The organism is Streptomyces sp. NPDC001093, assembly GCF_040298985.1.
In the GTDB taxonomy this organism is placed as follows: domain Bacteria; phylum Actinomycetota; class Actinomycetes; order Streptomycetales; family Streptomycetaceae; genus Streptomyces.
Genome location: NZ_JBEPBF010000053.1, coordinates 20,285 through 46,465, shown reverse-complemented (window position 1 = coordinate 46,465; position 26,181 = coordinate 20,285). Strand labels below are relative to the sequence as shown.

General features: G+C 70.6%; 29 protein-coding genes. 10 read left to right on the top strand and 19 right to left on the bottom strand.

What is annotated here, in order from left to right:
• Nucleotides 1–28: 28 nt before the first annotated feature.
• Nucleotides 29–2,371 carry a transglycosylase domain-containing protein gene (locus ABT288_RS25280; RefSeq protein ID WP_351611863.1) on the bottom strand — a complete coding sequence of 781 codons (2,343 nt, stop codon included), beginning with the start codon at nucleotides 2,369–2,371 and terminating at the stop codon, nucleotides 29–31.
• Between the two features lie 217 nt (nucleotides 2,372–2,588).
• On the opposite strand from ABT288_RS25280, the gene ABT288_RS25275 reads away from it, so the two are divergent.
• The 5 genes from ABT288_RS25275 to ABT288_RS25255 all read left to right on the top strand — a co-directional run bounded on the left by ABT288_RS25275 (nucleotide 2,589) and on the right by ABT288_RS25255 (nucleotide 7,374).
• The gene (locus tag ABT288_RS25275; protein ID WP_351611860.1) at nucleotides 2,589–3,500 is read left to right on the top strand and encodes an SPFH domain-containing protein; all 912 of its coding nucleotides are present in this window, start codon (nucleotides 2,589–2,591) and stop codon (nucleotides 3,498–3,500) included.
• Nucleotides 3,497–3,730, top strand: a complete 234-nt coding sequence (locus ABT288_RS25270) for a type II toxin-antitoxin system antitoxin (RefSeq protein WP_351611858.1) — start codon at nucleotides 3,497–3,499, stop codon at nucleotides 3,728–3,730. Before ABT288_RS25275 ends, ABT288_RS25270 begins: the two co-directional genes overlap by 4 nt.
• A gap of 94 nt (nucleotides 3,731–3,824) precedes the next feature.
• Nucleotides 3,825–4,349 (top strand): PadR family transcriptional regulator, encoded by a 525-nt coding sequence (locus ABT288_RS25265; RefSeq protein WP_351611855.1) that lies wholly within the window; start codon nucleotides 3,825–3,827, stop codon nucleotides 4,347–4,349.
• Entirely contained in the window at nucleotides 4,346–5,035 is a 690-nt protein-coding gene (locus ABT288_RS25260; RefSeq protein ID WP_351611853.1) for an ABC transporter ATP-binding protein, read from the top strand. The genes ABT288_RS25265 and ABT288_RS25260 overlap by 4 nt, the downstream gene beginning before the upstream one ends.
• Complete coding sequence (locus tag ABT288_RS25255; protein WP_351611850.1) at nucleotides 5,032–7,374, top strand: ABC transporter permease; 2,343 nt, start codon at nucleotides 5,032–5,034, stop codon at nucleotides 7,372–7,374. Before ABT288_RS25260 ends, ABT288_RS25255 begins: the two co-directional genes overlap by 4 nt.
• Before the next feature lie 47 nt (nucleotides 7,375–7,421).
• On the opposite strand, the gene ABT288_RS25250 is transcribed toward ABT288_RS25255, so the two are convergent.
• From ABT288_RS25250 to ABT288_RS25235, 4 genes are all read right to left on the bottom strand, one after another.
• Nucleotides 7,422–7,847 (bottom strand): hypothetical protein, encoded by a 426-nt coding sequence (locus tag ABT288_RS25250; RefSeq protein ID WP_351611847.1) that lies wholly within the window; start codon nucleotides 7,845–7,847, stop codon nucleotides 7,422–7,424.
• A 3-nt stretch (nucleotides 7,848–7,850) separates the two neighbouring features.
• The gene (locus ABT288_RS25245) at nucleotides 7,851–8,237 is read right to left on the bottom strand and encodes a roadblock/LC7 domain-containing protein (protein ID WP_351611845.1); all 387 of its coding nucleotides are present in this window, start codon (nucleotides 8,235–8,237) and stop codon (nucleotides 7,851–7,853) included.
• A gap of 60 nt (nucleotides 8,238–8,297) precedes the next feature.
• Nucleotides 8,298–9,164 carry a MarR family transcriptional regulator gene (locus tag ABT288_RS25240; RefSeq protein WP_351611842.1) on the bottom strand — a complete coding sequence of 289 codons (867 nt, stop codon included), beginning with the start codon at nucleotides 9,162–9,164 and terminating at the stop codon, nucleotides 8,298–8,300.
• A 174-nt stretch (nucleotides 9,165–9,338) separates the two neighbouring features.
• A complete protein-coding gene (locus ABT288_RS25235) occupies nucleotides 9,339–10,286 on the bottom strand; it encodes a LysR substrate-binding domain-containing protein (protein WP_351611906.1) in 948 nt (315 codons plus the stop codon).
• A gap of 138 nt (nucleotides 10,287–10,424) precedes the next feature.
• Between ABT288_RS25235 and ABT288_RS25230 the strand changes: the two genes are divergently transcribed.
• The gene (locus tag ABT288_RS25230; protein ID WP_351611839.1) at nucleotides 10,425–10,979 is read left to right on the top strand and encodes a peroxiredoxin; all 555 of its coding nucleotides are present in this window, start codon (nucleotides 10,425–10,427) and stop codon (nucleotides 10,977–10,979) included.
• A 3-nt stretch (nucleotides 10,980–10,982) separates the two neighbouring features.
• A complete protein-coding gene (locus tag ABT288_RS25225; protein WP_351611836.1) occupies nucleotides 10,983–11,516 on the top strand; it encodes an alkyl hydroperoxide reductase in 534 nt (177 codons plus the stop codon).
• Between the two features lie 21 nt (nucleotides 11,517–11,537).
• Here the strand turns inward: ABT288_RS25225 and ABT288_RS25220 are convergent, their stop codons facing one another.
• The 5 genes from ABT288_RS25220 to ABT288_RS25200 all read right to left on the bottom strand — a co-directional run bounded on the left by ABT288_RS25220 (nucleotide 11,538) and on the right by ABT288_RS25200 (nucleotide 18,077).
• Nucleotides 11,538–12,872, bottom strand: a complete 1,335-nt coding sequence (locus ABT288_RS25220) for an AI-2E family transporter (RefSeq protein WP_351611833.1) — start codon at nucleotides 12,870–12,872, stop codon at nucleotides 11,538–11,540.
• A 151-nt stretch (nucleotides 12,873–13,023) separates the two neighbouring features.
• Nucleotides 13,024–13,722, bottom strand: coding sequence for an aggregation-promoting factor C-terminal-like domain-containing protein (locus ABT288_RS25215; protein ID WP_351611831.1), 699 nt, complete (start codon nucleotides 13,720–13,722; stop codon nucleotides 13,024–13,026).
• Nucleotides 13,723–14,122: 400 nt separating this feature from the next.
• Complete coding sequence (gene phoH2, locus ABT288_RS25210; RefSeq protein WP_351611829.1) at nucleotides 14,123–15,448, bottom strand: RNA 5'-3' helicase PhoH2; 1,326 nt, start codon at nucleotides 15,446–15,448, stop codon at nucleotides 14,123–14,125.
• Between the two features lie 352 nt (nucleotides 15,449–15,800).
• The gene (locus ABT288_RS25205; RefSeq protein WP_351611826.1) at nucleotides 15,801–16,574 is read right to left on the bottom strand and encodes an isoprenyl transferase; all 774 of its coding nucleotides are present in this window, start codon (nucleotides 16,572–16,574) and stop codon (nucleotides 15,801–15,803) included.
• 720 nt (nucleotides 16,575–17,294) lie between these two features.
• The gene (locus ABT288_RS25200; RefSeq protein WP_351611823.1) at nucleotides 17,295–18,077 is read right to left on the bottom strand and encodes a methyltransferase domain-containing protein; all 783 of its coding nucleotides are present in this window, start codon (nucleotides 18,075–18,077) and stop codon (nucleotides 17,295–17,297) included.
• 52 nt (nucleotides 18,078–18,129) lie between these two features.
• Here ABT288_RS25200 and ABT288_RS25195 point away from each other — a divergent pair, with 52 nt between their 5' ends.
• Nucleotides 18,130–18,639 carry a DinB family protein gene (locus tag ABT288_RS25195; protein WP_351611820.1) on the top strand — a complete coding sequence of 170 codons (510 nt, stop codon included), beginning with the start codon at nucleotides 18,130–18,132 and terminating at the stop codon, nucleotides 18,637–18,639.
• Here ABT288_RS25195 and ABT288_RS25190 read toward each other — a convergent pair.
• The 3 genes from ABT288_RS25190 to ABT288_RS25180 are packed head-to-tail and all read right to left on the bottom strand — an operon-like array spanning nucleotide 18,623 to nucleotide 20,636.
• Nucleotides 18,623–19,222 carry a nucleoside deaminase gene (locus tag ABT288_RS25190; protein WP_351611818.1) on the bottom strand — a complete coding sequence of 200 codons (600 nt, stop codon included), beginning with the start codon at nucleotides 19,220–19,222 and terminating at the stop codon, nucleotides 18,623–18,625. The genes ABT288_RS25195 and ABT288_RS25190 overlap by 17 nt on opposite strands.
• A 5-nt stretch (nucleotides 19,223–19,227) precedes the next feature.
• The gene (locus ABT288_RS25185; RefSeq protein WP_351611815.1) at nucleotides 19,228–19,710 is read right to left on the bottom strand and encodes a GNAT family N-acetyltransferase; all 483 of its coding nucleotides are present in this window, start codon (nucleotides 19,708–19,710) and stop codon (nucleotides 19,228–19,230) included.
• A 47-nt stretch (nucleotides 19,711–19,757) separates the two neighbouring features.
• The gene (locus tag ABT288_RS25180; protein WP_351611813.1) at nucleotides 19,758–20,636 is read right to left on the bottom strand and encodes an LLM class flavin-dependent oxidoreductase; all 879 of its coding nucleotides are present in this window, start codon (nucleotides 20,634–20,636) and stop codon (nucleotides 19,758–19,760) included.
• 95 nt (nucleotides 20,637–20,731) lie between these two features.
• On the opposite strand from ABT288_RS25180, the gene ABT288_RS25175 reads away from it, so the two are divergent.
• Both ABT288_RS25175 and ABT288_RS25170 read left to right on the top strand, forming a co-directional pair.
• Nucleotides 20,732–21,142 (top strand): DUF192 domain-containing protein, encoded by a 411-nt coding sequence (locus ABT288_RS25175; protein ID WP_351611811.1) that lies wholly within the window; start codon nucleotides 20,732–20,734, stop codon nucleotides 21,140–21,142.
• A 123-nt stretch (nucleotides 21,143–21,265) separates the two neighbouring features.
• On the top strand, nucleotides 21,266–21,709 hold the full coding sequence (locus ABT288_RS25170; RefSeq protein WP_351611808.1) for a DUF3224 domain-containing protein: 444 nt from the start codon (nucleotides 21,266–21,268) through the stop codon (nucleotides 21,707–21,709).
• A 221-nt stretch (nucleotides 21,710–21,930) separates the two neighbouring features.
• Here the strand turns inward: ABT288_RS25170 and ABT288_RS25165 are convergent, their stop codons facing one another.
• The 6 genes from ABT288_RS25165 to ABT288_RS25140 form a co-directional block, all read right to left on the bottom strand.
• Entirely contained in the window at nucleotides 21,931–22,545 is a 615-nt protein-coding gene (locus tag ABT288_RS25165) for an OmpA family protein (protein ID WP_351611805.1), read from the bottom strand.
• A gap of 7 nt (nucleotides 22,546–22,552) precedes the next feature.
• Nucleotides 22,553–23,131 carry a hypothetical protein gene (locus ABT288_RS25160; protein WP_351611802.1) on the bottom strand — a complete coding sequence of 193 codons (579 nt, stop codon included), beginning with the start codon at nucleotides 23,129–23,131 and terminating at the stop codon, nucleotides 22,553–22,555.
• A gap of 34 nt (nucleotides 23,132–23,165) precedes the next feature.
• Nucleotides 23,166–23,759 carry a pilus assembly protein TadG-related protein gene (locus tag ABT288_RS25155; RefSeq protein ID WP_451335085.1) on the bottom strand — a complete coding sequence of 198 codons (594 nt, stop codon included), beginning with the start codon at nucleotides 23,757–23,759 and terminating at the stop codon, nucleotides 23,166–23,168.
• Nucleotides 23,759–23,956 (bottom strand): Flp family type IVb pilin, encoded by a 198-nt coding sequence (locus tag ABT288_RS25150; RefSeq protein ID WP_351611799.1) that lies wholly within the window; start codon nucleotides 23,954–23,956, stop codon nucleotides 23,759–23,761. Before ABT288_RS25150 ends, ABT288_RS25155 begins: the two co-directional genes overlap by 1 nt.
• 125 nt (nucleotides 23,957–24,081) lie before the next feature.
• Nucleotides 24,082–24,837: a response regulator gene (locus ABT288_RS25145; protein ID WP_351611797.1), complete on the bottom strand. Its 756-nt coding sequence runs from the start codon at nucleotides 24,835–24,837 to the stop codon at nucleotides 24,082–24,084.
• An 11-nt stretch (nucleotides 24,838–24,848) separates the two neighbouring features.
• On the bottom strand, nucleotides 24,849–26,168 hold the full coding sequence (locus tag ABT288_RS25140; RefSeq protein WP_451335086.1) for a sensor histidine kinase: 1,320 nt from the start codon (nucleotides 26,166–26,168) through the stop codon (nucleotides 24,849–24,851).
• Nucleotides 26,169–26,181: the final 13 nt, after the last annotated feature.

Genomic DNA, 26,181 nt, shown 5'->3' with positions numbered 1-26,181 from the left:
AGTCCCCGGGCGCCCTTCGTGTGCGCTCCTACTGGCCGAAGTTGCCCTGGCCGAAGTTCCCTCCGTTGCCGCCCGGGTCGATCGGGTCCTGCGTGATCTGGCCCGTCGGCGTCTGCGTCGGGGGCTGCGTGGGAGGCTGCGTCGGGGGCTGTGTGGGGGGCTGGGTCGGCGGGTGCGACGGCGGCGTCCTGGACGGGGGCGCGGAGCTGCTCGGCGCCTTGCTGGTCGGCGTGTGCGACGGCGTCTGCGACGGGGTCTGGCTGTAGGTCGGGGGGGCCGTCGGCTGGACGGCCGCGCCCTGGGTGGTGTCGAGGTCGAACGTGGCGCTGCCCGTCACGCCGAAGGTGTACGCCGCCCAGACCTGCGCCGGGTAGGTGCCGCCGTTGACGCGGCCGGGCGGATCGAGCAGGCCGGTCGCACCCGTCAGGGACACATGGCGGCCGGACCCGCTCTGCTCGCCGAACAGGCCGACGGAGGTGACCAGGTCGGGCGTGTAGCCGGTGAACCAGGCGGACTTGTCCTCGTCGGAGGTACCGGTCTTGCCGGCCACCTGCTGGCCGGCGCGCAGCGAGTTGTCCGCCACGCGCTGCTTCGCCGTGCCGTCGTCGACCACACCGGTCAGCACGGAGGTCACGGTGTCGGCGGCGGTCCGGCTGATCACCTGGCCGCCGACCGGGTCGGGGATCTGGACCGAACGGCTGCTCTGCTCGGCCGACTTGAGGATGCTCGGTGTCACCTTGTTGCCGTGGTTGTCGAGCGTGGCGTAGATCCCGGCCATCTCCAGCGGGCTCGCGCCCATCGAGCCGAGGGTCTGCGCGGGCACCGCCTGCATACCCGTGGTGTCCATGCCGAGCTGCTTGGCCGTGCTCATGACCTTGTCCATGCCCACGTCCATGCCCATCTGCGCGAAGACGGAGTTCACGGAGTTGTTCATGGCCTGCTGGACGGTGATGGGCCCGTAGTTCTGGTGGTCCTCGTTCGGCGGGCCGAAGCCGACCTTGCTGCCGTGGTCCACGACCTGGCGGCCGCTGGTGCCGTCGTAGATCGTGCTGGCGGTGATGGGCTTGCCGTCCTGCGTGGTGGCGCTGTTCTGCAGCGCGGCGGCGAGGATGACCGGCTTGAACGTCGAGGCGGGCTGGTAGTCCCGGCGGGTGGCGTTGTTGACGTAGTGCTGGAAGTAGTCCTTGCCGCCGTACATCGCGACGATCCTGCCGGTCTTCGGGTCCACCGAGACCGCGCCGGCCTGGACCGCGCCGTCGACCTTGCGCTTCTTCGGGTCCAGCTTGCCGGTCAGCTCGGACTTGACGGCCTGCTCCAGCTTGACCTGCTTCTTCTTGTCGATGTTCAGGGTGATGGTCCAGCCGCGGTCGATCACCTCGGCCTCCGCCTGGGAGCGGCTGATGTTCTCCTGCTGCATCAGCTGCTGTTCGAGCTGCTGGTTGGCGAGGTCGATCAGATAGCCCTTCTGGCCCGCCTGACTCGGCGTCGCCTTGGGCTCCTTGGGGTACGGGAACTTCATGGCCTGCCGCGCGGCCGGGTCCAGCCAGTGCTGCTTGACCATGTTGTCCAGGACGTAGTTCCAGCGGGCCTGCACCAGCTTCTTGCCCGTGGAGGTCGCGACGGCCCAGTCGTACTGGCTCGGCGCCTGGAGGAGCGCGGCGAGGTAGGCGCCCTGCTGGACCGTCAGCTTCTCGGCGTCGGTGCGGTAGTAGGCCTGGGCGGCGGCCTGGATGCCGTAGGCGCCGCGGCCGTAGTAGCTGGTGTTGATGTAGCCCGCGAGGATCTGGTCCTTGGACAGCCTCTGGTCGACCTTCAAGGAGATGACCATCTCCTTGAGCTTGCGGGTGACGGTCTGGTTCTGGGTGAGGTAGTAGTTCTTGACGTACTGCTGGGTGATCGTGGAACCGCCCTGGGCGCCGCGGCCCATCGCCGTGTTGTACAGACCGCGGGCCAGGCCCTTGAGGTCGATGCCGGAGTCCGAGTAGAAGGTCTTGTTCTCGGCGGCGACGAAGGTGTGCTGGACGTCCTTGGGCACCTTCGACAGGTCCACGCTCTCGCGGTTGGTCTTGCCGACGCGGGCCAGGACCGTGCCGTCGCTGTACTTGTAGACGTTGCTCTCCTGCTGGGCGAGGGCGTTGGCGCCCTTGGGGATGTCCACCAGCATGTAGAGGGCGATGAAGCCGCCGATGCCGAGCAGGCACAGCCCGAGGAACGTGCCGAGGATCTTCTTCCAGCTGAAGAGCCGGCGTATGAAGCTCTTCGCGGGCTTGCCGCCGGCCGGTGCAGCCGCCGTGGGGGCGGAGCGGCGGCGCCTGGGCGCCGCGCGGTGGCCACCGCGCTGTCGCGCTCGTCTCTCTTCCGCTCGTCCCATGGGTCCTTCGCTCCGCTTCCGTCTCAGTGGTCAGCTCCGAAAGCTAACACCCGTCTATATGACAAAGGGCGTCCGATCCGCTCTTTTACGGACGTGACAATCAGCACCTGCCCCAAGGGAACCGACGGCTCTGGAGGGCACAGGGTTGCTTCCACCCCGAAAAGTGATATCACTTAGATAGACCCAAGCTAAGCTTTCACGAAACGGGGGATGATCCATGTCCGACGTACCCGAGATGCCCGCCCCGCGCGTACGGGAGTTCACCGCGCACAGCATCGGCGGCGGGCTCGCCCTGCTGCTCGGCCTGCTCGGCGTGGCCGTCGCGGCCGGCCTCTTCGCCACCTCCTCGACGGTCTCCGCCGGCGGCGCCAAGGGGGGCCTCATAGCCGCCGGCGTCCTCGTGCTGCTCGCCGGCCTCCTGGCGATGGGCGGCCTGAACACCATCGCCCCCGGCGAGGCCCGCGTCGTCCAGCTCTTCGGCCGCTACCGGGGCACGATCCGGCAGGACGGCCTGCGCTGGGTGAACCCCCTCACCTCGCGGACCCGGATCTCCACCCGCGTGCGCAACCACGAGACCGCCGTGCTGAAGGTCAACGACGCCTACGGCAACCCGATCGAGCTGGCCGCGGTCGTGGTGTGGAAGGTCCAGGACACCGCCCAGGCCACCTTCGAGGTGGACGACTTCGCCGAGTTCGTCGCCACCCAGACCGAGACCGCCGTACGGCACATCGCGATCGAGTACCCGTACGACGCCCACGAGGAGGACGGCCTCTCGCTGCGCGGCAACGCCGAGGAGATCACCGAGAAGCTGGCCAAGGAGCTGCAGGCGCGCGTGGAGGCGGCCGGAGTGCGGATCGTCGAGTCGCGCTTCACGCATCTCGCATACGCTCCGGAGATCGCCTCGGCGATGCTCCAGCGGCAGCAGGCCGGTGCGGTCGTGGCCGCGCGGCGGCAGATCGTGGACGGCGCGGTCGGCATGGTCGAGGCGGCGCTCGCCCGGATCGCGGAGGCGGACATCGTGGAACTCGACGAGGAGCGCAAGGCGGCGATGGTGTCCAACCTGATGGTGGTGCTCTGCGGCGACCGGGCCCCGCAGCCGGTCCTCAACACCGGGACGCTCTACCAGTGACGGAGCCTTCGGAGACCCCGAAGCGACGGCCGCAGCAGCGCAAGCAGGTGCTGCTGCGGCTGGACCCGTCGGTGTACGAGGCGATCGCGCGGTGGGCCGGGGAGGACCTGCGGTCGGCCAACGCGCAGATCGAGTTCCTGCTGCGCAGGGCGCTGGCGGAGGCGGGACGGCTGCCGAAGGAGACCGGCCCCATGCCGCGCAGGGGCCGGCCGCCTGTTTCGGAACCGTGACAATCGGCTCCCACCTGCACCGCCGCACACCGGGCCATGATCCCTGCACTCCGCGTATACATGCTGCGTATACACCATGTGTAGAGTGCTGCGCATGTCCATCGGTCACACTCTCCTGGGGCTCCTGGAGTCCGGCCCGCGGCACGGTTACGACCTGAAGCGGGCCTTCGACGAGAAGTTCGGTCACGACCGGCCGCTGCACTACGGCCAGGTCTACTCCACGATGTCCCGGCTGCTGAAGCACGGCCTCGTGGAAGTCGACGGGATCGAGGCGGGCGGCGGTCCCGAGCGCAAGCGGTACGCCATCACCGAAGCCGGCATCACCGACGTCAACGCCTGGCTCGCCACTCCGGAGAAGCCCGAGGAGTACCTGCAGTCGACCCTGTACACCAAGGTCGTCCTCGCCCTCCTCACCCACCGCGACGCCTCCCTCATACTCGACACCCAGCGCGCCGAGCACCTGCGCAGCATGCGGATCCTGACCGACCGCAAGCGCAAGGGCGACCTCGCGGACCAGCTGATCTGCGACCACGCGCTGTTCCATCTGGAGGCCGACCTGCGCTGGCTGGAACTGACCGCCGCGCGCCTCGACAAGCTCCGCGAGGTGGTGGCCAAGTGACTCCTCCCCCCGGCTTCCTGCTCGCCGCCGAGAACCTGCACAAGGCCTACGGCCCCACGGTCGCGCTCGACGGCGCCGAGTTCTCCATCCACCCCGGCGAGGTCGTCGCCGTGATGGGCCCCTCCGGCTCCGGCAAGTCGACGCTGCTGCACTGCCTCGCCGGCATCGTGCCGCCCGACTCCGGGTCCATCATCTACAACGGCCGCGAACTCGCCGGCATGAACGACGCCGAACGCAGCGCGCTGCGCCGCTCCGAGTTCGGGTTCGTCTTCCAGTTCGGCCAGCTGGTACCCGAGCTGACCTGCGTGGAGAACGTGGCCCTGCCCCTCAGGCTGAACGGCCGCCCCCGCAAGCAGGCCGAGCGGGCCGCGCTCGCCTGGATGGAACGCCTGGAGGTGGACGACCTCAAGGACAAGCGGCCCGGCGAGGTCTCCGGCGGCCAGGGACAGCGCGTCGCGGTGGCGCGCGCACTGGTCACCGAGCCCCGGGTGGTGTTCGCCGACGAGCCGACCGGCGCACTCGACTCCCTCAACGGCGAGCGCGTGATGGAGCTGCTGACCGACGCGGCCCGCACCGCCAACGCGGCCGTCGTCCTGGTCACGCACGAGCCCCGGGTGGCCGCCTACTCCGACCGCGAGATCGTCGTACGCGACGGCAAGTCCCGGGACATGGAGCGCGCCATATGAACGCCCGGCAATGGGGCCGGGACCTCGGCATGGGGGTCCGGTTCGCCTTCACCGGCGGGCGGGAGGGCTGGATCCGGATGCTGCTGACGGCGGTCGGCGTCGGTCTCGGCGTCGCGCTGCTGCTGCTGACGACCGCGATCCCGAACGCGCTGGCGGTACGGGACCAGCGCAACCAGGACCGCTTGGACTACACCTACGGCCCGCACCGGGCGAAGGCCGCGAACACCCTGGTGATCTCCGACACCGACAGCACCTTCCGCGGCAGCGACGTGCGCGGCCGGCTGGTGGAGCCCGAAGGGCCGCGGGCACCGCTCGCACCGGGCCTCACGAAGTACCCGGCGCCCGGCGAGATGGTCGTCTCCCCCGCACTGAAGGACCTCCTCGGCTCGGCGGACGGCAAGCTGCTGCGCGAGCGGCTGCCGTACCGGATCACCGGGACGATCGCCGAGCCCGGACTCATCGGCTCGCACGAACTCGCCTACTACGCCGGGGCGAAGGACCTCGCCCCGCGCTTCGACGGCTGGCGGACGGCCCGGATCGACCACTTCGGTCCGCCGAAGGCCTCACCGGTGAACAAGGCCGACCCGGTACTGATCCTGCTGGTGCTGGTCGTCTTCGTGGTGCTGCTGATGCCGGTCGCCGTGTTCATCGCCACGGCCGTACGGTTCGGCGGCGAGCGGCGCGACCGCAGGCTGGCCGCGCTGCGGCTGGTGGGCTCCGACAGCCGGATGACCCGGCGGATCGCGGCCGGCGAGGCACTCGCGGGCTCGCTGCTCGGGCTGGTCTTCGGCACCGTCTTCTTCCTGCTCGGCCGGCAGCTCGCGGGCTCGGTCGAGATCGTGGGCATCAGCGTCTTCCCCAGCTATCTCGATCCCTCCCCGGCACTGGCCGCCCTGGTCGCTCTCGCCGTTCCGGCGGCGGCGGTGCTGGTCACGCTGTTCGCGCTGCGCCGGGTGGTCATCGAGCCGCTGGGCGTGGTCCGTACGGCCAAGCCCACCCGCCGCCGGCTGTGGTGGCGGCTGCTGCTGCCGCTGGGCGGCCTGGCGATGCTCACCCCCATGATCGGACAGGGCCGCAGCAACGGCACCTTCAACGAGTACCTGGTGATCGGCGGCGTCCTGCTGCTGCTCGTCGGTGTCACCGCGCTGCTGCCATGGGTCGTCGAGGCGGTCGTGGCCCGGCTCGGAAGCGGCGGGCTGTCCTGGCAACTGGCCGTACGACGGCTGCAGTTGAGCAGCGGTTCGGCGGCCCGCCTGGTCAACGGCATCGCGGTCGCGGTGGCCGGGGCGATCGCGCTGCAGATGCTGTTCGCGGGGGTCCAGGACGACTACACCAAGTACACCGGGCAGAACACCGACCGGGTGCAGATGCAGGTCAACCTGTCACGGGGGCTGCCCTTCCTCCCGGCCGCCCAGCAGTTCGCCGCGACCAAGGGCGTGCGGAAGGCCACCTCGGTTGGCAGCACCGAGCTGGGCGACGGGCGCTGGAGCTCCGACAAGGGGCCGGCGAACACCGTCGGCCTCACCGTGGGCACCTGTGCCACGCTGCGGGAGATGGCCGACCTGCCGAGCTGCCGCGACGGCGACGTCTTCGCGGTGACCGGCGCGGACCGGGACGCCGACGTGGCGAAGCTCGCCCGGCCCGGCCGCACCCTCCATCTCGACGCGAGCGACGGCGCGGGCAACGGCCCGGACGTCGTGTGGACCGTGCCCGGCAACCTGAAGCGGGGCCGCGCGCTCATCGGTCCGGCCGGCTTCAAGGAGAGCGGTGTGCTGATGACCCCGGCCGCCGTGTCCCACCGGATGAGCGCCGCGCTGGCCGGATCGGTGTACCTCAGACTGGACGAGTCGCTGCCGGACGTGCACGAGTTCGTCCGCAACACGGCGGCGCGGATCGACCCGCTCGCGGACTCGCTGGTGTGGTCGTCCACCGAGCAGTCGAACAAATTCACCTCCATCCGTACGGGAACCTTCGCCGGCGCGGTCTGTGTGCTGGCGCTGATCGGGGCGAGCCTTCTGGTGTCCCAGCTGGAGCAGTTGCGCGAGCGGCGCAAGCTGCTGTCGTCGCTGGTCGCCTTCGGCACCCGGCGACGCACCCTGAGCATGTCGGTGCTGTGGCAGACGGCGATCCCCATCACCCTCGGCCTGCTGCTCGCCTCGGCCGTCGGACTGACGCTGGGCGCGGTGCTGCTGAAGATGGTGGGCGCGACGGTGGGCGTGGACTGGCCGAGCATGCTGTCGATGACCGGCGCCGGCGCGGCGGTCGTCCTCACGGTCACGCTGCTGAGCCTGCCGCCGCTGCTGCGGCTGATGCGGCCGGAGGGGTTGCGGACGGAGTAGGAGCGCGACGCGCCGTGGGCCCCCGGGGGAGGGCCCACGGCCGTTCCTCACAGGCTGTGCTCCCGCACCACCCTCCGCGCCTGGGCGAACAGCATGCCGACGTTCACCGACTTACGGCAGACGACGACGGCGACGACGTCCTGCTGCTCGTTCAACCGCAGGAACAAATGGGTGAGGTTCTCGCTGTTGACGAGGATCTCCTGGAAGAAGTGGTTGTCGTCGCTGACCCCGCGGCGCTCCTTGAAGATGTCCTCGATCATGACGACCGTGCGGCCCTGGAACAGGTCGAGGGTCGCGCCCGCCAGCAGGTCCAGGACCTCCGGCGGATGGTTGTCGACGGTCTCGTACGACAGCAGCATCCCGGTGGCCATGTCGACCACACCGGCCGCGACGCAGTCGGGCGCCTCGGCCCGCAGCGACTTCACCAGACTCATCACCTGGTCGGAGAAACCCGTCATGCGCTTGGTCGCCATCCGTCACACTCCCTCTGGCGTCTTCTCGGTGAGGATCGATCCGATGCGGTCGAGGGCCGGAGGAGTCGCCCGGTTCAGGCGGTTCACGTCCATCCCCTCGTCACCGAGGACCACCATCAGGGCGGTGTCGCCGACGGCGTAGAAGGCGACGCAGCCGTGGCTGCCGTACGTCACCGTCTGGCGCAGCGCTCCGCGCGCCGTGGCGGCGGCGGTGCGGCGCGCCAGGCCCAGGCCCGCCGCCGCGAGCGCGGCGAGCCCCTCCGGGTCGATCGACTCGGCGGTGTCGGCCGCGATGAGCATGCCGTCGGCCGCCGCGAGGGCGGTGTCGGTGATCCCGGTCACCTCCTCGCGCAGTCCGCGCATCTCCTGCGCCAGCGCTTCATGGTCCATGTGCTCAACTCCCTTGTTCCCTTGCCGGATTCGACCGCTGCGGCAGTCGGCGGACCCCTGTCATTCGGCGGTTCCGTGCCGCAGCCGGAAGAACCCTTTCCAGCCCACCCCGCTCGGCGGCGGGGCGAGGACTTCGGTGATGCCGCTGGCACCGGGTGCGCGGTGCGGCAGTTCGGCGGAGGCGGGCGCCTCCGGCTCCGGCGCGTCCTGCTCGCGGTGCCGCGCGACGGGCGCCTCGGGCGCCATCAGGAGCGGGGCCGGGGCGAGCGGGCCGGCGCACTCCAGCAGCCCTTCGCTCAGCATCCGCGCGACCTCCACGGTGACCGTGTAGACGCCGCGGCCGGTGCGGAAGGCGAGGTCGCGGGCGGTACGGCGGCCGTCGGCGTGCGCGAGCAGTTCCCGTTGCAGCGGGGTGCAGGCATGCTGCGGCGAGGCCTTGGGCAGGGGCCGTTCGCGGTCGGGGCGTACGGGGTACGGCAGCGCGTCCACGGCGGCCACCTTGCGCACCGCCTCCTCGAGCAGCCGGGCGGGCCTCTCGCCGGGGGCGACCGGGGCGTGCGGCTCGGTGCCGGTGAGGCGTTCGCAGGCGTCCACCCGGCCGGCGACGACGGCGAAGGCCGCGTCCTGCAGCGCCATCAGGCACACCACCCGGAGCTGGGCGGCCCCCGCGTAGCCGCGCTCGATCAGCCCGGCGGTCGGCCAGCGCTCCCCGGATCCGCGCACCAGTTCCGCCCACTGCTCGCCGTCGATGCGCTCGGAGCGCAGCAGCAGCACCTCGGCGCCGGGGGCGCCCGGACTCTCCGCCGCCACGACGAGTCCGTCCCGCAGATGGAAGGCACCGCCGGGGCTCCCCGGCACGCGCAGTTCCCCCGTGAATCCGTCACGCCCGCACGCGGTCAACGCGTGCGCGAGCCCGCCGTGATCCATCACTCCCCTTGCATTTCGCACAGACGCCTGACGCGTCGCACCGAGGGGGTATGTGTATCAGCCGAGCGGCATGTTTCAGCCGGGGATTTCCGACCTGACCCGGACTGACGGAAGTTGGAGTTTCATGCCGTTGCACATCACTTTGTTCGACACTCATTTGATCGATTGACGGGCTCACCCGTCCGGGTCGAGCACCCGCACCGGCAGCGTGCCCAGCGCTTCCCGCAGGGCCGCCGCCAGTTCCCCGTACTCGGCGGCCCTGGCCGCGCCCGCCCGCATGGCGAAGGCGACCCGGCGGCTCGGTGCCGGGTCGGCGAAGTAGCCGGTGAGGAGCTGGCTGCTCCGGGTCGTCTCCAGCTTCAGCGCGGTACGCGGCAGCAAGGTGCACCCGAGCCCTCCGGCGACCAGCTGGACCAGCGTGGACAGCCCGGCGGCCGTCGTGGTCACCGGCGCGTCCTCGCGGCCCGCCTCCCGGCAGATGTCCAGGGCCTGGTCGCGCAGGCAGTGGCCCTCGTCCAGGAGCAGCAGGTTCAGCTCCTTCAGCGCCTCGCGCGGGATGCCCTCGCGGCCGCCGAGCCAGTGGTCGAGCGGAGTGACGAGCACGAAGTCCTCGTCGAAGAGCGGGAGTTCGGCGACTCCGGGCACGCCGAGCGGCACCGCCAGCAACAGCAGGTCGAGACGGCCGGAGTTCAGGCCGTCGATCAGGCTGGCGGTCTGCTCCTCGTGCACCTGGAGGTCGAGGTGCGGATAGCGCTCGTGGACCAGCCGCAGCACGGTCGGCAGGAGGTACGGCGCGACCGTGGGGATCACCCCGAGGCGCAGGACGCCCGTGAACGGCGCCCGGACCGCCTCGGCCTCCTCCAGCAGCGCCCCCACCGCGTCCAGCACCACCCTCGCCCGTACGGCCAGCCGCTCGCCGGCGGGCGAGAGCAGCACCTTGCGCGTCGTACGCTCGAGGAGGGTCACGCCCAGGGTCTCCTCCAGCGCCGAGACCGCACCGGACAGGGCGGGCTGGCTCATCCCGATGGCGGCCGCCGCGTCCCGGAAGTGCAGATGCTCGGCGACGGCGGCGAAGGCACGCAGCTGGGCGAGGCTCGGCTGCCTCCGCTTGCCGTTACTCATGGTCACTGATAACTACCTCCGATCAACATGACCGAGTGTAGCTATTTCACTAATCAATGCACCCTGTGCCAACATCGACGGAGTCCAACCCATGGGAAACACCCCCAAAAAGGGTGTTCCTCGCTGCAAGGAGAGCGTGTGCTCACTGTCGGTGACAAGTTCCCCGAGTTCGAACTGACCGCCTGCGTCTCGCTGGAGAAGGGCAAGGAGTTCGAGCAGATCCACCACAAGTCCTACGAGGGCAAGTGGCTGGTCGTGTTTGCCTGGCCGAAGGACTTCACCTTCGTCTGCCCGACCGAGATCGCCGCGTTCGGGAAGCTGAACGACGAGTTCGCCGACCGCGACGCCCAGATCCTCGGCTTCTCCGGTGACTCCGAGTTCGTCCACCACGCCTGGCGCAAGGACCACCCGGACCTGACCGACCTGCCGTTCCCGATGATGGCCGACTCCAAGCACGAGCTGATGCGCGACCTGGGCATCGAGGGCGAGGACGGCTTCGCGCAGCGCGCCGTCTTCATCGTCGACCCCAACCGCGAGATCCAGTTCACCATGGTCACCGCCGGTTCCGTGGGCCGTAACCCCAAGGAGGTCCTGCGGGTCCTGGACGCCCTGCAGACCGACGAGCTGTGCCCGTGCAACTGGAACAAGGGTGAGGACACCCTGGACGCGGTCGCGCTGCTGGCCGGTGAGTGACCCATGTCGCTCGACTCGCTGAAGTCCCGCGTCCCGGACTACGCCAAGGACCTGAAGCTCAACCTGGGCTCGGTCATCGGCAACTCCGACCTTCCCGCACAGGCGCTGTGGGGCACGGTGCTGGCGACCGCCATCGCCTCCCGTTCCCCGATCGTGCTGCGTGAGCTGGAGCCGGAGGCGAAGGCGAACCTGACGCCGGAGGCGTACACGGCCGCCAAGTCGGCCGCCGCCGTCATGGCGATGAACAACGTCTTCTACCGGACGCGTCACCTGCTGTCCGACCACGAGTACGGCACCCTGCGCGCGGGCCTGCGGATGAACGTCATCGGCAACCCGGGCGTGGAGAAGGCCGACTTCGAGCTGTGGTCGTTCGCGGTGTCCGCGATCAACGGCTGCGGCATGTGCCTGGACTCGCACGAGCAGGTGCTGCGCAAGGCGGGCGTGGAGCGCGAGGTCGTCCAGGAGGCGTTCAAGATCGCCTCGGTGATCCAGGCGGTCGGCGTCACCCTCGACGCCGAGGCCGTGCTGGCCGAGTAGGCGGTTCCGCGAAGGCCCCGCTCACCCTTGGTGGGCGGGGTCTTCCGCGTTCTCGGCCAGGAGCTCGTCCGCCGTCACGGCGGCGGCCTTCTGCAGCCGCAGCTCCTCCGCGTACTGCCGCAGATATCCCACCACCGTGTTCGTCACCGCCACCAGCGGTACGGCCACCACCGCGCCGCCGATGCCGGCCACCATGCCGCCGGCCGCGACCGTGAGGACGACGGCCAGCGGGTGCACGCGGACCGCGCGGCCGAGGATGAACGGCTGCAGGATGTGGCCCTCTATCTGCTGGACGGCGAGGACGACCACCAGGGTCATGACGGCCGTGAAGACGCCCTGGGTGACCAGCGCCACGATCACCGCGAGCGCGCCGGAGGCGACCGCGCCGACGAGCGGGATGAACGAGAACAGGAAGATGAAGACGGCCAGCGGGACGGCCATCGGCACGTTGAGGAAGTAGATGCCGATGCCGATGAACGTGGCGTCGATGAGGGCGACCAGGACCGTGCCCCGGACGTAGGCGGTCAGGGTGCGCCAGGCGCGCGGGCCGGCGCCGGCCACGCCCGGGCGGGCGGCGGCGGGCACCAGCTTCAGGAACCACTCCCAGATGCGCCTGCCGTCGTAGAGCAGGAACAGCGTCGAGAAGAACACCAGCAGGAGCCCGGTGAGGAAGTCGACGATGACCTGAACGCCCTCCAGCCCTGCGGACGTTATCTGGTCGGTGTTGGCGCCGATCGCCTCGCGGAGGTTCTTGGCGATCTGGTTGATCTGCTTGTCGGTGACGTGGAAGGGGCTCTTCAGCAGCCAGTTGCGCAGGTCGTCGATGCCGGACTGGATCTGGTTGGAGAGCGTGTCGATGTTCTCCATGACCTGCCAGGTCACGAACCAGCCCATCAGCCCTATGACGACGAACCCGCTGATCGCGGTGAGCGCGGTGGCCGGGCCGCGCGGCACTCCGCGCCGGGTGAGCCGGGCGACCGTCGGCTGCAGCAGCGCGGTGACGAGCAGGGCGATGACGAAGGCGAACACCACCAGCTGGACCGCGCTGATGACCTTCATCAGCACCCAGACGGTGCCGGCGAGGACCAGCATGCGCCAGCCGGCCTCGGCCGCGACCCGCACACCCCAGGGCACGGCCTCGGCGGGGTCGGGGCGGGGACCGGTCGCGGGTACGGGCCGGCGGGGGGATGGTACGGCGGCGTCGGGCGCGGGGGCCGCGGCGACCGGTTCGAGCGGGGTGTCCTCGGAGGGCGCGGACTGCTCGCGCTCCACCTCCGCTCGGCGCTCGTCCAAGCGCTCACTCATCTCGGTGAGGCCGGCACCGAGCTTGCCGAGCCACCCTGGCACTCGCGACATGATCCGTCCTCTTCCCCCGCGTCCCCGCGTGCTCGCCACCTCTCCTCCCCCTGGAGGCGTTCGGATACGACCGTACAGGGCGAAAGCCCCTCCCCTAAGGACGGGGAGGGGCTGCGCAAAGTTGAGTCACTCGGCCGAACCGGCGGAGCGCCTAGTACCAGTGGTTGGCCGCCCAGAACGACCAGGCCTGGCAGGGGCTGCCGTACCGGCTGTCCATGTAGTTGAGGCCCCACTTGATCTGCGTGGCGGGGTTGGTCTGCCAGTCCGCGCCGGCGGAGGCGTACTTGCCGGCGGGGAGGGCCTGGAAGAGGCCGTAGGCACCGGAGGAGGCGTTCGTCGCCTGGTAGTTCCAGCTGGACTCGTGGTCCACGATGTTGCTGAAGCACTGGTACTGGTCGGACGCCACCATCTGACGCGCCATCGCCTGGATCTGTGCGACGGTGTAGCTGCTCTGGACGGGGAAGCTCGAGGAGTCGCGGGCGCTGTCGCGGCTGGCCGCGGACTTCGCCTCGGCACGCGCCTTGGCGTCCTTGGCCGCCTGCTCGGCCGCCGCCTTCTTGGCGATCGCGGTCTCGGCGGCTGCCTTGCGGGCCGCCTCCTCGGCGTCCTTCTTGGCACTCGAGTCCGCGGCGATGGCCTGGGCGTCGGCCTGCTGCGTCAAGGACGCGGACTGCACCTGGGCCTGCTGGCCCGCGGGTATGTCCGCGAGGAGCGTGGTGTCGGCTGCCGTCGCCTCGGCGTCGTTGTTGTTCTGCGCGACGCTGCCCGAGGCAACTCCGACGACGCTTCCGACGGCGGTGACCGCGGTGGCCGAGGCCACTGCGAATCCCCGGACCGAAATCCGGCTCACACGGTTTCCTTCCAGCATCGCCCGCTTCGGTGACCCTGGCGGACGCAATCGTGCCCCTGGCACTGGCCTCCCAACTGCGGGGTCACGGGAGGCGCGGGCCCGGTGGGCAACTCCCCCTTCGGGGAGCGCCGCATGGTGCTCGGGCGGCATACGACGAACTCTATGGAGTTGGTGGTACTTCTGTGGTGCTGTACCGCTGGCGGTACAGGTGTGTCGTATGCGGGGCCTGACAGGACTGAGACTCTGCCGTAACCGGACGCCGAGTGGCAATTCTGTGTTGCGTGTGAAAGCTCACATCCCGTTTGGCCCAGGGGATTTTCGGAAAGCTCCACACGCCGAGGCGCCGCCCGGCTAGGCTCGTGGCCTTTGCCGGACGGCGCCAACTGTCATGGGAGTGGGGTCAGATGTGCCCGTCCTCCAGCATTTCGGTCACAAGCGCCGCAATCTGGGACCTCTCGGAGCGAGTCAGCGTGACATGCGCGAAGAGCGGGTGCCCCTTGAGCTTCTCAACGACGGCGACCACCCCGTCGTAGCGGCCTACGCGCAGATTGTCCCTTTGCGCCACGTCATGGGTCAGAACGACCCGTGAATTGGCGCCGATCCGGGACAGAACGGTGAGAAGCACATTCCGTTCGAGCGACTGGGCCTCGTCCACGATCACGAACGCGTCGTGCAGTGAGCGGCCGCGGATGTGGGTGAGCGGGAGCACCTCGAGCATCCCGCGCGAGGTGACCTCCTCGATGACCTCGCGGCTGGTGACCGCCGACAGCGTGTCGAAGACGGCCTGCGCCCACGGGCTCATCTTCTCCGCCTCGCTGCCCGGCAGATAGCCCAACTCCTGCCCGCCGACCGCGTACAGCGGCCGGAACACCATCACCTTCTGGTGCTGGCGGCGCTCCAGGACCGCCTCCAGGCCCGCGCACAGCGCCAGCGCCGACTTGCCGGTGCCGGCCCGGCCGCCCATCGAGACGATTCCGACGTCCGGGTCGAGCAGCAGGTCGAGCGCGATGCGCTGCTCGGCGCTGCGGCCCTTGATGCCGAACGCCTCCCGGTCGCCGCGCACCAGGCGGACGTTGCCCTCGGCGGTGATGCGGCCGAGGGCCTTGCCGCGCTCGGAGTGGATGGTCAGGCCGGTGTGCACGGGCAGCTCGGCGGCCTCCGGGACGTACAGATGCCCTTCCTCGAAGAGGATGTCCACCTGCTCGCCGGAGAGCGTCAGTTCGGACATTCCGGTCCAGCCGGAGTTCTCCGTGATGGCGAGTTCCGCGCGGTACTCCTCGGCCAGGAGACCGACGGAGGAGGCCTTGATCCTGAGCGGGAGGTCCTTCGACACGACGGTGACGTCGTACCCCTCGGCCTGCAGGTTGCGGGCCACCGCGAGGATGCGGGAGTCGTTGTCACCCAGGCGGTAGCCGGTGGGCAGCACGCTGGGGTCCGAGTGGTTGAGCTCGACACGGACGGTGCCGCCGAGGTCCCCGATCGGAATGGGGGCATCGAGACGGCCGTGCCGGACCCGGTAGTCGTCGAGCAGGCGCAGGGCCTGACGGGCGAAGTAGCCGAGTTCCGGATGGTGCCGCTTGGCCTCCAGTTCCGTGACCACCACGATGGGGAGCACGACCTCGTGCTCGTCGAAGCGGGTCAGGGCGTTCGGGTCGGCCAGCAGGACGCTGGTGTCGAGAACATAGGTGCGCCGGTCGGACTTGTGGCGCTTTGTGCTGGTCACCACGGAAGGACGTACCCCCTCGGATGAGGTCGGGGAGCGACGAAGTGGAGCTGGACCGGTGTGCGGCCCCCGCGTACGGCGGCGGGCCGTGAACCGGCCCTCCGCGGCTGCTTCCGTGCAGTCACCGCACGATCGGGCTGGTGCAAAGGGCCTCCCGGGCGGACGGCCCCGTGCCGCCCGCTGAGATCCGACACCCGTGGTTCGGGCGTCGACCTGTTTGGCTTATGCCCTCGAACATGCACCGCCATGCAAAAGCGGCCACCGGCGTACCGGTGAACTCCTCGTTACATCCACACGAATCCGGGTATCCGGCGCACCCCGACGGCGTGGCGGCCGACGGGGCGTTCGGTGCGGTTCAGCCGCCGTAACGGCGGTGACGTGCGGCGTAGTCGCGCAGGGCACGCAGGAAGTCGACCTTGCGGAAGGCGGGCCAGAAGACCTCGCAGAAGTAGTACTCGGAGTGCGCGGTCTGCCACAGCATGAATCCGGACAGCCGCTGCTCGCCGCTGGTGCGGATGACGAGGTCCGGGTCGGGCTGGTCGCCGGTGTAGAGATGACGGCCGATCATGTCGATGTCGACGGACTCGGCGAGGTCCTCCAAGGTCGCGCCCTTGTCGTGGGCGTCGAGCAGCATGGAGCGCACGGCGTCGGCGATCTCCTGCCGGCCGCCGTAGCCGATGGCCACGTTGACGAGTATGCCGTCGATGTGGGCGGTGGTCTCCTCGGCCTCCTTCAGGGTGCGCTGCATCCCGCCCGGCAGCAGGTCCATCGTGCCGACGTGGTGCACGCGCCAGCGGCCGTCGGCGGCGAGCGTGCGGACGACGTCCTCGATGATGCCGAGCAGCGGGACGAGTTCGTCCTGCGGCCGGTCGAAGTTGTCCGTGGACAGCAGCCACAGGGTGACGACCTCGACGTCGGTCTCGGTGCACCAGCCGAGGAACTCCTCGATCTTTTCCGCACCGGCCCGGTGGCCGTGGACGGTGGTGGAACCGGACGCCTTCGCCCAGCGGCGGTTGCCGTCCATGATGACGCCGATGTGCTTGGGCACCTGAGCGTGGTCCAGGTGGCCCTCCACCCGGCGTGCGTAGAGCCTGACGAGCAGGCTGCGCAGATTGTCGCGCAGGTTCACGTGGCCCTCCGGGGGTGGCGGGGGTTGGGGTGCGGGAGGTTGTTGAGCCTACCCCCGCTGGGGGTTCGGTTCTGGCCCGGGGTTTGGGGATCGGGGGCGCCCCCATGGGTGAGGACGCTCGTCCATGGGTGGGGACGTTCGTCCATGGGTGGGGACGTTCGTCGCAAGCCGGGAGGTTCCCGGAGTCCCCCTTCCGAGACCTGCCGGTGACGCGCAAGAAAAACGGGCCGGTCCGTGGGGGGGAGACGGACCGGCCCGAGGGGGGGTTTCCACCATAACCCTTCGTAAGGGATGGTGGGTGCATCCGCGGGACACAACTACTCTCCGGAATCATCCGGCGACGCCCCGGTGGGCGCGCGAGGCTGGATTCAGGGGTGCCGCATGGCCGGTTCACAGCGGAATCCCAAGGAAAACCGATCAGATACGAAACGATTCGGAGGGATCCGCAGGATTTGCGCCACTTTGAGCGCGTCCCGGCGAGTTGCCCCGGGGGTCCCCCCGACGGGCTAACCGGTCAGTGAACGGTGACTTGACGGTTCCGCTACGGGCCGCGGGAAGGTCATTCGGCTTCACGGCACCGCGCAGCCCCCTCCACTGCGCGGTGCCGGCCGCGCGGGTTTGCCGACGCGAATAACCTTGGTCTGAACTTATGTGACTGGTGAGGCTGGTGTGAACCGCACGAGATAACGATGTGGAAACCGTCGGTGAACCACGGGTGAATCAGCCCGGCTTGCACACCTCGAAGAGGTGCCGGGTGCTGTGCGCCACGAACGGCCCCTCCGTCTCGATCCGCTCGTGCAGTGCGCGGAGTCGAGGCTCGTACGCCTCCACCGTGAAGCCCGGGACCATCCACACCACCTTGCGCAGGAAGTGGACGACGGCGGCGATGTCGTGGAACTCCATCCGCAGCCGCGCCGCCCGCAGCCCGGCCACCTCGAGGCCCGCCGCCTCGGCGTCGGCCCGCTCGCGCTCGGGGTCCCGGCCGGAGCGCACCTCCTGCGGCAGCGGCCCGAGGAAGTACTCCACCAGCTCGAAGACGCTGGCCGGCCCGACATGCTGGGCGAAATAGGTACCGCCCGGCCGCAGCACCCGGGCGATCTCCTCCCAGTACGGCCGGACCGGATGCCGGCTGAGCACCAGGTCGAACGTCTCGTCGGCGAACGGCAGCGGCGCGTCGTCCGCGGCCACGACGACCACCACCCCGCGCGGCCGCAGCAGCGCGGTGGCCCGGGCCGCGTTCGGCGGCCAGCCCTCCGTCGCGGCGGCCAGCAGCGGCCGGGCCGGAGCCGCCGTGGCGAGGGCGAAGTCGAACACCTCACCGCCGCCGGTCTGGATGTCGAGGACGGCCTCGGCGCCGGCCAGCCGCTCCCCCGCCGAGACGGCGTACCCCCACGAGGGCCGCTCCTCACTGGCCCGCCCCTCGAACCAGGAGAAGTCCCACCCCTCGGTGGGTACGGCGGCACCCTCGGCCACGAGTGCCTCGAAGGAGCGGTTCACTGACATGCCCTCCATGATCCCGGGGCGTGGCCGGCGCCGCCTGCTAATTTCCGCTGGCATGACGATCCGTACGACGACGTACACCGCCGGAGAGAAGCAGACCCTGCACGCGAGCCTGGACCGGCACCGGGACGCTGTGCTGTGGAAGCTGGACGGCCTGGACGACGAGCAGCTGCGCCGGCCGATGACACCGTCCGGCACCAACCTGCTGGGCCTGGTGAAACATCTCGCCAGTGTCGAGTACGGCTGGTTCGTGGAGACGTTCGGCGGCGAGGCCGAGCCGCTGTGGTTCGACCCGCACGACGACATGCGGATCACCCCCGAGGAGACGACCGAGCGGATCGTCGCCTTCTACGGCCGCGCCCGCGCCGCCGCCGACGCCGTCATCACGGGGCTCCCGCTGGACGCCGAGGGCAGCCCGGCCTGGCGGGACATCACCGTGACCCTGCGCTGGACCCTGGTCCACATGGTGGAGGAGACCGCACGGCACGCCGGCCACATGGACATCCTGCGGGAGCTGATCGACGGCGCGACCGGGGACCATCCCCCGGTCACCGGCTCACGCTGAGCGTGTCGCGGACCATCTCGTACGCCGCCCGGGCCGTGGCCGCGTCGAGAGCGCCGGCGTCCAGGTGACGGCGGGCCTCGCGGGCTGCGGGGCCCTCGGGCACCAGGTCCCGCGTGTGCACGAGGCCCCACAGCGTCATCAGCAGGGCGCCGAAGCGGGCGAGCGGCCGGAGCGGTCCGTCCAGCGGGCCCTCGCGGGTGGCCCAGCGGGCGGCTGTCGCGCCACCGACCTCCGGGACGCGCTCCACTCCGCGCCAGTGCTCGTCGGCGGTGGCGTGGACGACGTGCGGGACATGGGCGTGGATCAGCGCGCCGCTGCACAGCAGGCACGGCTCGAGGGTGGTGTACAGGCGGTGACCGGGGTACCGGCGGCCGGCCGGGAGCTGGGCCAGGGCGTTGATCTCGGCGTGCGCGAGGTCCGTGCCCGCGAGCAGGCCCGGCGGGGCGGTGGCCTCCCGGCTGCGATCGCGCCCGGCCGCGACGACGTCGCCCTCCGGGTCGTACAGCACGGCACCGACGGGCCGGCTGCCGGCGCGCAGTGCCTCCCAGGCCGGCTCGAAGGCGAGGCGCCAGGGGGCGGGCATCGTCCTCATCGGGGCGCCGCCGGCCCGCCGAGGACGAGCAGGACGTGCTCGTCGTCCCCGTGCCGGACCGTGCCGGCCCGCTCGAAACCGTGTCTCTCCAGCAGGCGGACGGAGGCGGCATTGGCGTGGAAGGGGTCGGCGTACAGGGGCCGTACGCGCTCCAGCTCCAGGAACAGGCCGAGCGCGCGGGTGCCGACGCCCCGCCCCCAGTACGGCCGCCCGAGCCAGTACCCCACGAACCGCCGCGCGTCGTCCGCCGTCCAGGAGACGACACTCCCGGCGGCCTCGCCGCCGACGGTGACCGTCCGCACGAGGCAGTCGGGATCGCCCAGCACGCGCTCCCGCCAGTGCGTGAGGAAGGCGTCCCGCGGCCGGGGCGTGAATCTCGAGCGCCGGAGGGCTTCCGGGTCGTGCTCATAGGCGAGGAAGACGTGCAGGTCGTCGTCCGTGACGCTGCGCAGGCCCACTTCGCTGTGCTCCTCGGTCATGCGGGGCAGTGTGGCAGCCGCCTCTGACAACGCCTCACCACCTGCGGTTACGGCACCAGCGGCCGGACCTCCTCGGCGGCGAACCGCACGAATCCCTCCGGGTCGGGCTCGTCCCCGGTCGGCTGCAGCACGACGGTGTCGGCACCGGCCTCGGCGAGCCGCCGTACGGCCGCTGCGACGGCGCCCGCATCCCCCGCCACGCCCACGTCCGCGGCCTGCCCCAGCCCCTCCGCGACGAGTTCGGCCCGCAGCCGGGCCTCGGCGCCGGGCCCCGTGGCGGCGAGCAGGTACACGACGACCCGGTGCGGCCGCGACGCGTCACCCCCTGCCTCCTTCTGTCCCTCCGCGATGAGCTGCCGGGCCTGCCGCACGCCGTCCGGGGAGGTGGCGGCGGTGAGGACCGTACCGTCGGCCCTGGCGCCGGAGAGGCGGAGGGTGCGCGGCCCGGTGGCACCGGCGAACACGGGCACGGCGGCCTCCGGCGGCCAGTCGAGGCCGACGTCGTCCAGGGAGACGTACCGTCCGCGCACGCTGAGCCGCTCCCCGCCCAACAGGGCGCGCAGGGCGTCGAGATGCTCGCCGAGGAGGGTGAGCGGGGAGGCGGGGCGGGCGCCGACCTGCCCCATCCAGTCCTGCACGCCGTGCCCGACGACGAGGGTCGCGCGGCCCGGGAACATCCGGTGCAGGGAGGCGGACTCCATCGCGGTGAGCGCCACGTTCCTGAGGGGCACCGGCAGCAGCCCGACACCGACGCGCACCCGCTCGGTCCAGGCGAGCGCCGCGGCGGCGGTCGTCATCCCGCCCTCCCGGAAACAGTCCTCCCACAACCACAGTTCCTCGAGCCCTGCTTCGTCCGCCGCGCGCGCCACCGCCCGCAGCCGCTCGGGGGGAAGCTGGGGGCGGAATACGACACCGAGTGCAGTCATGGACCTCTTCCCAGTGGGGAGGAGGTGGGGTGGCAACCGGGTTTTGCCACCGGCGAGTTGTCTGCGCCGCAGGGCCGCGGGAGGGGACAGGGGACGTGGGGAGACGCTGGCGGGACGGGTCGGGGAGACTGATCGTGCCGAGGGGCGGCGACGGGGAGGCGCTGGGGGACGAGGGCGAGGAGACGCCGACCGCCGCCCCGACGACCCTCCCCCTGGAGATCGCGGCCTCCTACCGGGCCCGGACGAAGGGGCTGCTGGGCCGGGACTCGGTCGCCGGGGCGATGCTGCTGTCACCGGCGAGCGGGGTGCACACGTTCGGGATGCGCATCCCGATCGACGTCGCCTACCTGGACCGCCGCCTGACCGTCCTCGCCGTCCGCACCATGCCCCCGGGCCGCCTGGGCCTGCCCCGGCTGCGGGCCCGCCACGTCCTGGAGGCGGAGGCGGGGGCGATGGCGGGGTGGGGGGTGCGGGTGGGGGTTCGGGTCAGCGTGGAGACGGCGTGACGCGAGGCCTTCCGGGGTGGCCCTCCTCGGGCCGGCAGGTGTTCAGGTCGGGCTGCCGGCCGTGGGCACGACCCGGTGATGCGGCGCGAGGGCGTTGTCAGTGGCGGGTCCTAGCATCGCGGTATGAAGGCTTCAGGGACGTTCAAGGTCGAGGAGTTCGCTCCGGCGGAGGTGCCGCTGCAGGAGCCGGTGGTCGAGACGGCGGTGCCGGTCGGGGTGGCCACGATGCGGAAGCGGTACGAGGGTGAGGTCGCCGGGGTGTCGGGGACGCTGTTCACGGCGGCGTACGACCAGTCCAGTGGGACCGGTACGTATGTCGCCATGGAGTCCTTCGAAGGGACGCTGGGCGGTCTGGGCGGCACCTTCAACTTCGCCCACTCGGCGACGACCCGCGGGGAGGGCAGACAGGCCGAGTTCTTCGTGATCGTGCCGGGGAGCGGGACGGGGGCGCTGGCCGGGATCCGAGGGGCCGGCGGTCTGCGGATCGACGCGGACGGCACCCATCGGATCTGGTTCGAGTACGAGGTGGGTGACCGAAAGGAGGAGCACGCGTCCGACGCCCGGTGATGTCGAGTCGGCGCAGCAGCGGCTGAGTCAGCGATGCAGATCCATGACACCCACTGCGAGTCCGGCGTAGGCCTCCGGTGAGACAGTGACCACCGGCGCACCCTCGGGAAGCATCGGGTTCGGTCGCGCCACGTGGACGGTTGCCGCGATGCCAGGGACCACACCCTGGCTGAGCAGCTCGGCGACAGTGGCGTATACGCCCGATGTCCCTCTCGGTGCCGTCAGCTCCCCGAGCGCGGGAAGGACACCTCGACGCGGCGGTTCTTCCTCCTGCCCTCCTCGGTGGAGTTGTCGGCGATCGGGTACTGCTCGCCGTACCCGCGGACCTCGAAGGTGACGTTCGGGTCGTTCAGGTCCTGGTCCAGGACGGCCTGTACGGCGTTGGCGCGTTGCCTGGACAGGACGTCGCCGTGGGCGGACGAGCCGAGGTTGTCGGTGAACCCGAAGACGCGGACCTTGGTCGCGTTCTGCTTCTTGATCTCCTCGGCGATGGTTGCGATGCGGGCCTTGGCCTCTCCGCCGAGCTCGGCACTGTCCTTGCTGAAGAGGACTTCGGCCTGGAGCGCGAAGGTGACGTCGGCGTTGGTGTCCTCGCGTCGCTCGTCCCCGCTCTGGTCCTCCACGACCGACTTGATGTCCAGCACCTTGGGCGCGGCGAGGGTGGCGCCCTCGGGGAGCTTGAGGTCCGGGTCGGTGGGGTCGATCTTCACCGGGGCGGTGGCGGAGGGCGCGGTGTCCGGGGGCTGACTCGGGTCCGTGCCGTCGGCTTGGGCCGGGGTGGCGGCGAGGAGGAGAGCGGCGGCGGTGAGGGTGAGGGCGAGACGGGTGGTGGTCATGTCGGGCTCACCCGGAGATCTTGATGGTGGCGGAGGAGAAGGTGGGCAACTGGAACTCGACGTCGGCGGTGTTCGCGGGCGGGGCCGGGAACTGCATGAAGACGGCCAGGGTGGCGCCGGCCTTGAGCGTCGAGAAGCCGGTGGTCGTCAGCGGGCGGCCCTCGGTGTCCCGCAGCACGTAGTACCGCTTCTTGCCTTGCGCATCGACCAGTGTGGCCCCGCCCAGAGATCTGCCGTTCTTGATGATCTCGGTTTCGTTGCCGCTCAGAGCAGAGGGAATCACAGCGGTCTGGGCTCCGTCGTTTTTCAATGTGCCGTTGACTGTCACAAAGCCGCCCGTATCACGCTGAGCCGAGGTGATCTGCAGAAGCAGGCCGTCCGAACCCTTCAACTCGGCCAGCGGCTGGTCCGACTGACCCTCCTGGGTGCTCGGACTGGAACCGCCCGTCCTGGAAGCGGACGCCGAGTGGTCCGGCTTCTTGCCGCCGCCGCTTCCACCGCAACCGGTCACACCGACGGCCAGACCAGCCGCAACGGCCAATGCGACCATCCCCCTGCGGGCCTTCGCAGTGAACCGAATGCTCATCGCTCCGCTTCCTTCGTCATTGATCGTTCGCTCGTCAGCCGGCCAGGTGGACGTCGAAGAGGTCTTCGGGCTTCGGCAGCCCCGTTGTGTCGTCCGGCTTCAGATGCCAGACCTTGCCGTTGCAGGTGAGTGCGGGCAGCGCGTCGCCCTCGGCGCCCCCGGCGGGGGGGTTGAAGGTACAGAGGGACTTGATCTCGGCGGTGGCGGAAGCCGTCGACTGGTAGTTCTCCGACCCGGGCACGACAGACCGGCCGACGGACTTGTTGGTCCGCACGTCGACCCGGTACTTCAGCAACCCCGGCGGCAAGCAGTCATTCAGCACGGCATCGTTCTGCTTGGCGAGTTGGCCGGCCCGCTCACACGGGTCGGGGCCGACGAACGTCGCCCTGCCCTCGAAGATGGCCTGCCACTTCGCGGGGTCGGGCAGCACCTTCACCCACTGGGCCGCGAGTTGGTCACGCTCGCTCTGAGCCGCCGCGAGCGCTGCCGCGTCGGCCGCCGTCTGGGCGCCGCTGCGATTCACCGACGCCTGGCCGACCGCGAGGTAGGCCAACGCAAGAAAGAGCAGGCCTGCCACCACCGTGATGTAGATGGGGAAGGCCTGCCCTGCGTCGCGGCGTGGAGGAATCAGCCGCCGGTGACCTGGGCGATCTTGTTCGTGATGGCGTCGTAGATCGACTGACCGATGCTGGTGCCGGTGATCGCCAACACGATCGCCACCACCACCGCGATGATGCCGAGGTACTCCACCGCGGTCTGCCCCCTGTCGCTGCGAACAGCGCGGGCCTGCAGATACGCCACGGTGGTGTTGAACCATTTGCTCATGGTTGCCCCCTCCAGCTTCGCCTCCGGTCGGGGCACCGTACGACCCGACGCTCCCGTGTACAAAGGGCCCCAGGACCCAACCCCAGGCCCATTCCCCGCCCCGTCCGCTCCCCCACGCCCCCACCTCAAGCCACCCCCAACCACTTCGCGGCCGCCTGGGACCGCGTGGTGGTCTGGAGCTTGGCGAAGATGCGGTTGATGTGGTTCTTGACCGTCTTCTCGGAGATGAAGCAGGCGGCGGCGATCTGCTGGTTCGTCATGCCGGACGCGATGAGGTCCATGATCTCCGCCTCCCTTGTGCTCAGCCGGAAACGTGAACGGAATGACTGTCCCATGGAGGATTGCAGTTGCGAAAGAACTTGGGGTGAGTTTTTCCGTAAAAATTGAGGGACTTGGGGTTCCATGTGTGCAGGTGCACTCGCCTGCAAGTGCGTCAGCAACGCCTTCGCGGCCCCCGGCGTCACATGCGGCCGCCCCTCCCGGACATCCCGCACCGCGCGCACCAACTGCTCCGTCGTGAACTCGCCGTGCACCAGGTATCCCCCCGCCCCCAGCCGCAACGCCTCCCGCACGGTCTCCGTCTCGTGGCTGTAGGTCAGCATCATGACCGGCGCCAGCCGCACCAGGTGCGGCAATGCCGAGATTCCGTCGACCCCGGGCATGCGGACGTCGAGGAGGATGACGTCCGGGCGGTGCCGTACGGCCGCCTCGTACGCCTCCCGGCCGTCCGTCGCCTCCGCCACCACCGTGGTGTCCGCGCGGGCCGAGAGCAGGGCCGTCAGGCCCGCCCGGACCACGGGGTTGTCGTCGGCCACCAGCAGACGCAGGGGAGGGGGAGGCGGTGGCGGGGGAGCCTCGGGCCAGGGGTTGCTGTGCTGCATGGTGCCTCCTCTCAGGGTTTCCCGGGTGTGGGGCCGGAGTCGTTCACCGACGGCAGCGGGAGTTCCACGCGTACCTCCGTGCCCCGTTCGTGGCCGCCCCTGCCGATGCGGATCCGGGCGCCCAGCTGCGCGGCGCGCTCGACCATGCCGAGCAGGCCGAAGTGGCCGGAGTCGCGGAGCCGTTCGAGCGTGGTGCCGGGCGGGAGGCCCCGGCCGTCGTCGTGGATCGTGAGGCACAGCAGACCCCCGTGCATCGCCGCCCCCACCTCCACCTGGGTCGCGCACGCGTGGCGGTAGGCGTTCTCCAGCGCTTCCGTGGTGATGGAGAGGAGGTGGCGGGCCAGGGGGGCGGCCAGCGGGGGGAGACGGCCGGGGTCCAGGTCCGGGCAGGTGACCCGTAGGCCCGTGCGTTCCGTGAAGTCCCTTGTCATGTCGGTCAGTTCGCTCCACACCGCCGTCCCGCCCCCGTCGAGCGCATCCGGCTGCTGCTGTCGGCGCAGGTCCGTCAGGAGTTCCCTCGACTCCGCCGCCGCCCTGCGCGCCGAGCGGGACACCAGCTCCGCCTGTTGCCGGATGCGGTCGGGGTCGGGAGCGTCCGTCGAGGCCGTCGCCGCCAGGCCGTCCGCCGCGAGGGCCACGCCGTAGAGGGTCTTGGCCACGGAGTCGTGCATCTCGCGTGCCAGCCGGGCGCGTTCCTCGCTCACCGCCTCCGCCGCCGCGAGGCGTGCCTGGACCGAGGTCAGGGCCTGGGTCGCGGCGCCGAAGCGGAGCATCAGGTTGCGCAGGGTCGAGCCCATGGCGCCGGAGATGACGCACAGGCCGGGGAGGAGGAGCGCTTCCGCGACCGGGGCGTGCCGGTCTGCCTTCAGGGTGGCGTGGACCAGGAGCAGGATCAGGGACTGGAGGGAGGCGAAACAGGCCGCGCCCCGCCAGCTGTAGACCAGGCCTGCCAGGAGCGGGGTGCAGACGCTGACGTAGGCGAGGGTGGTGTCCGGGCCGGCCGAGATCAGCAGGAACGAGCCGAAGAGGGTGTCGGCGGCGAGGAGGCTGGGGTGGCGCAGGAGGAGCGGGCCGAAGCGCTCCCAGTCGCGGAACAGGACGTACGACACCATGAACGTCACGACCACGGCCGCGCCGGCCAGGCGGGCGCCCAGGCCGGGGGCCGCGTGCAGCAGCGCGGCGGGGGCGGCCAGGGCGATCATGGCCAGGCGGAAGCCGAAGACCTGCCGGCACATGGCCTGCAGCGCACGGATCTGGATCTTCTCCGAGGGTTCGGCGGTGGCGGGATCCGTACGGGCGGTCGCCCGCCAACGGCGTGCGAACCAGCCCATGACGGCGCGCACC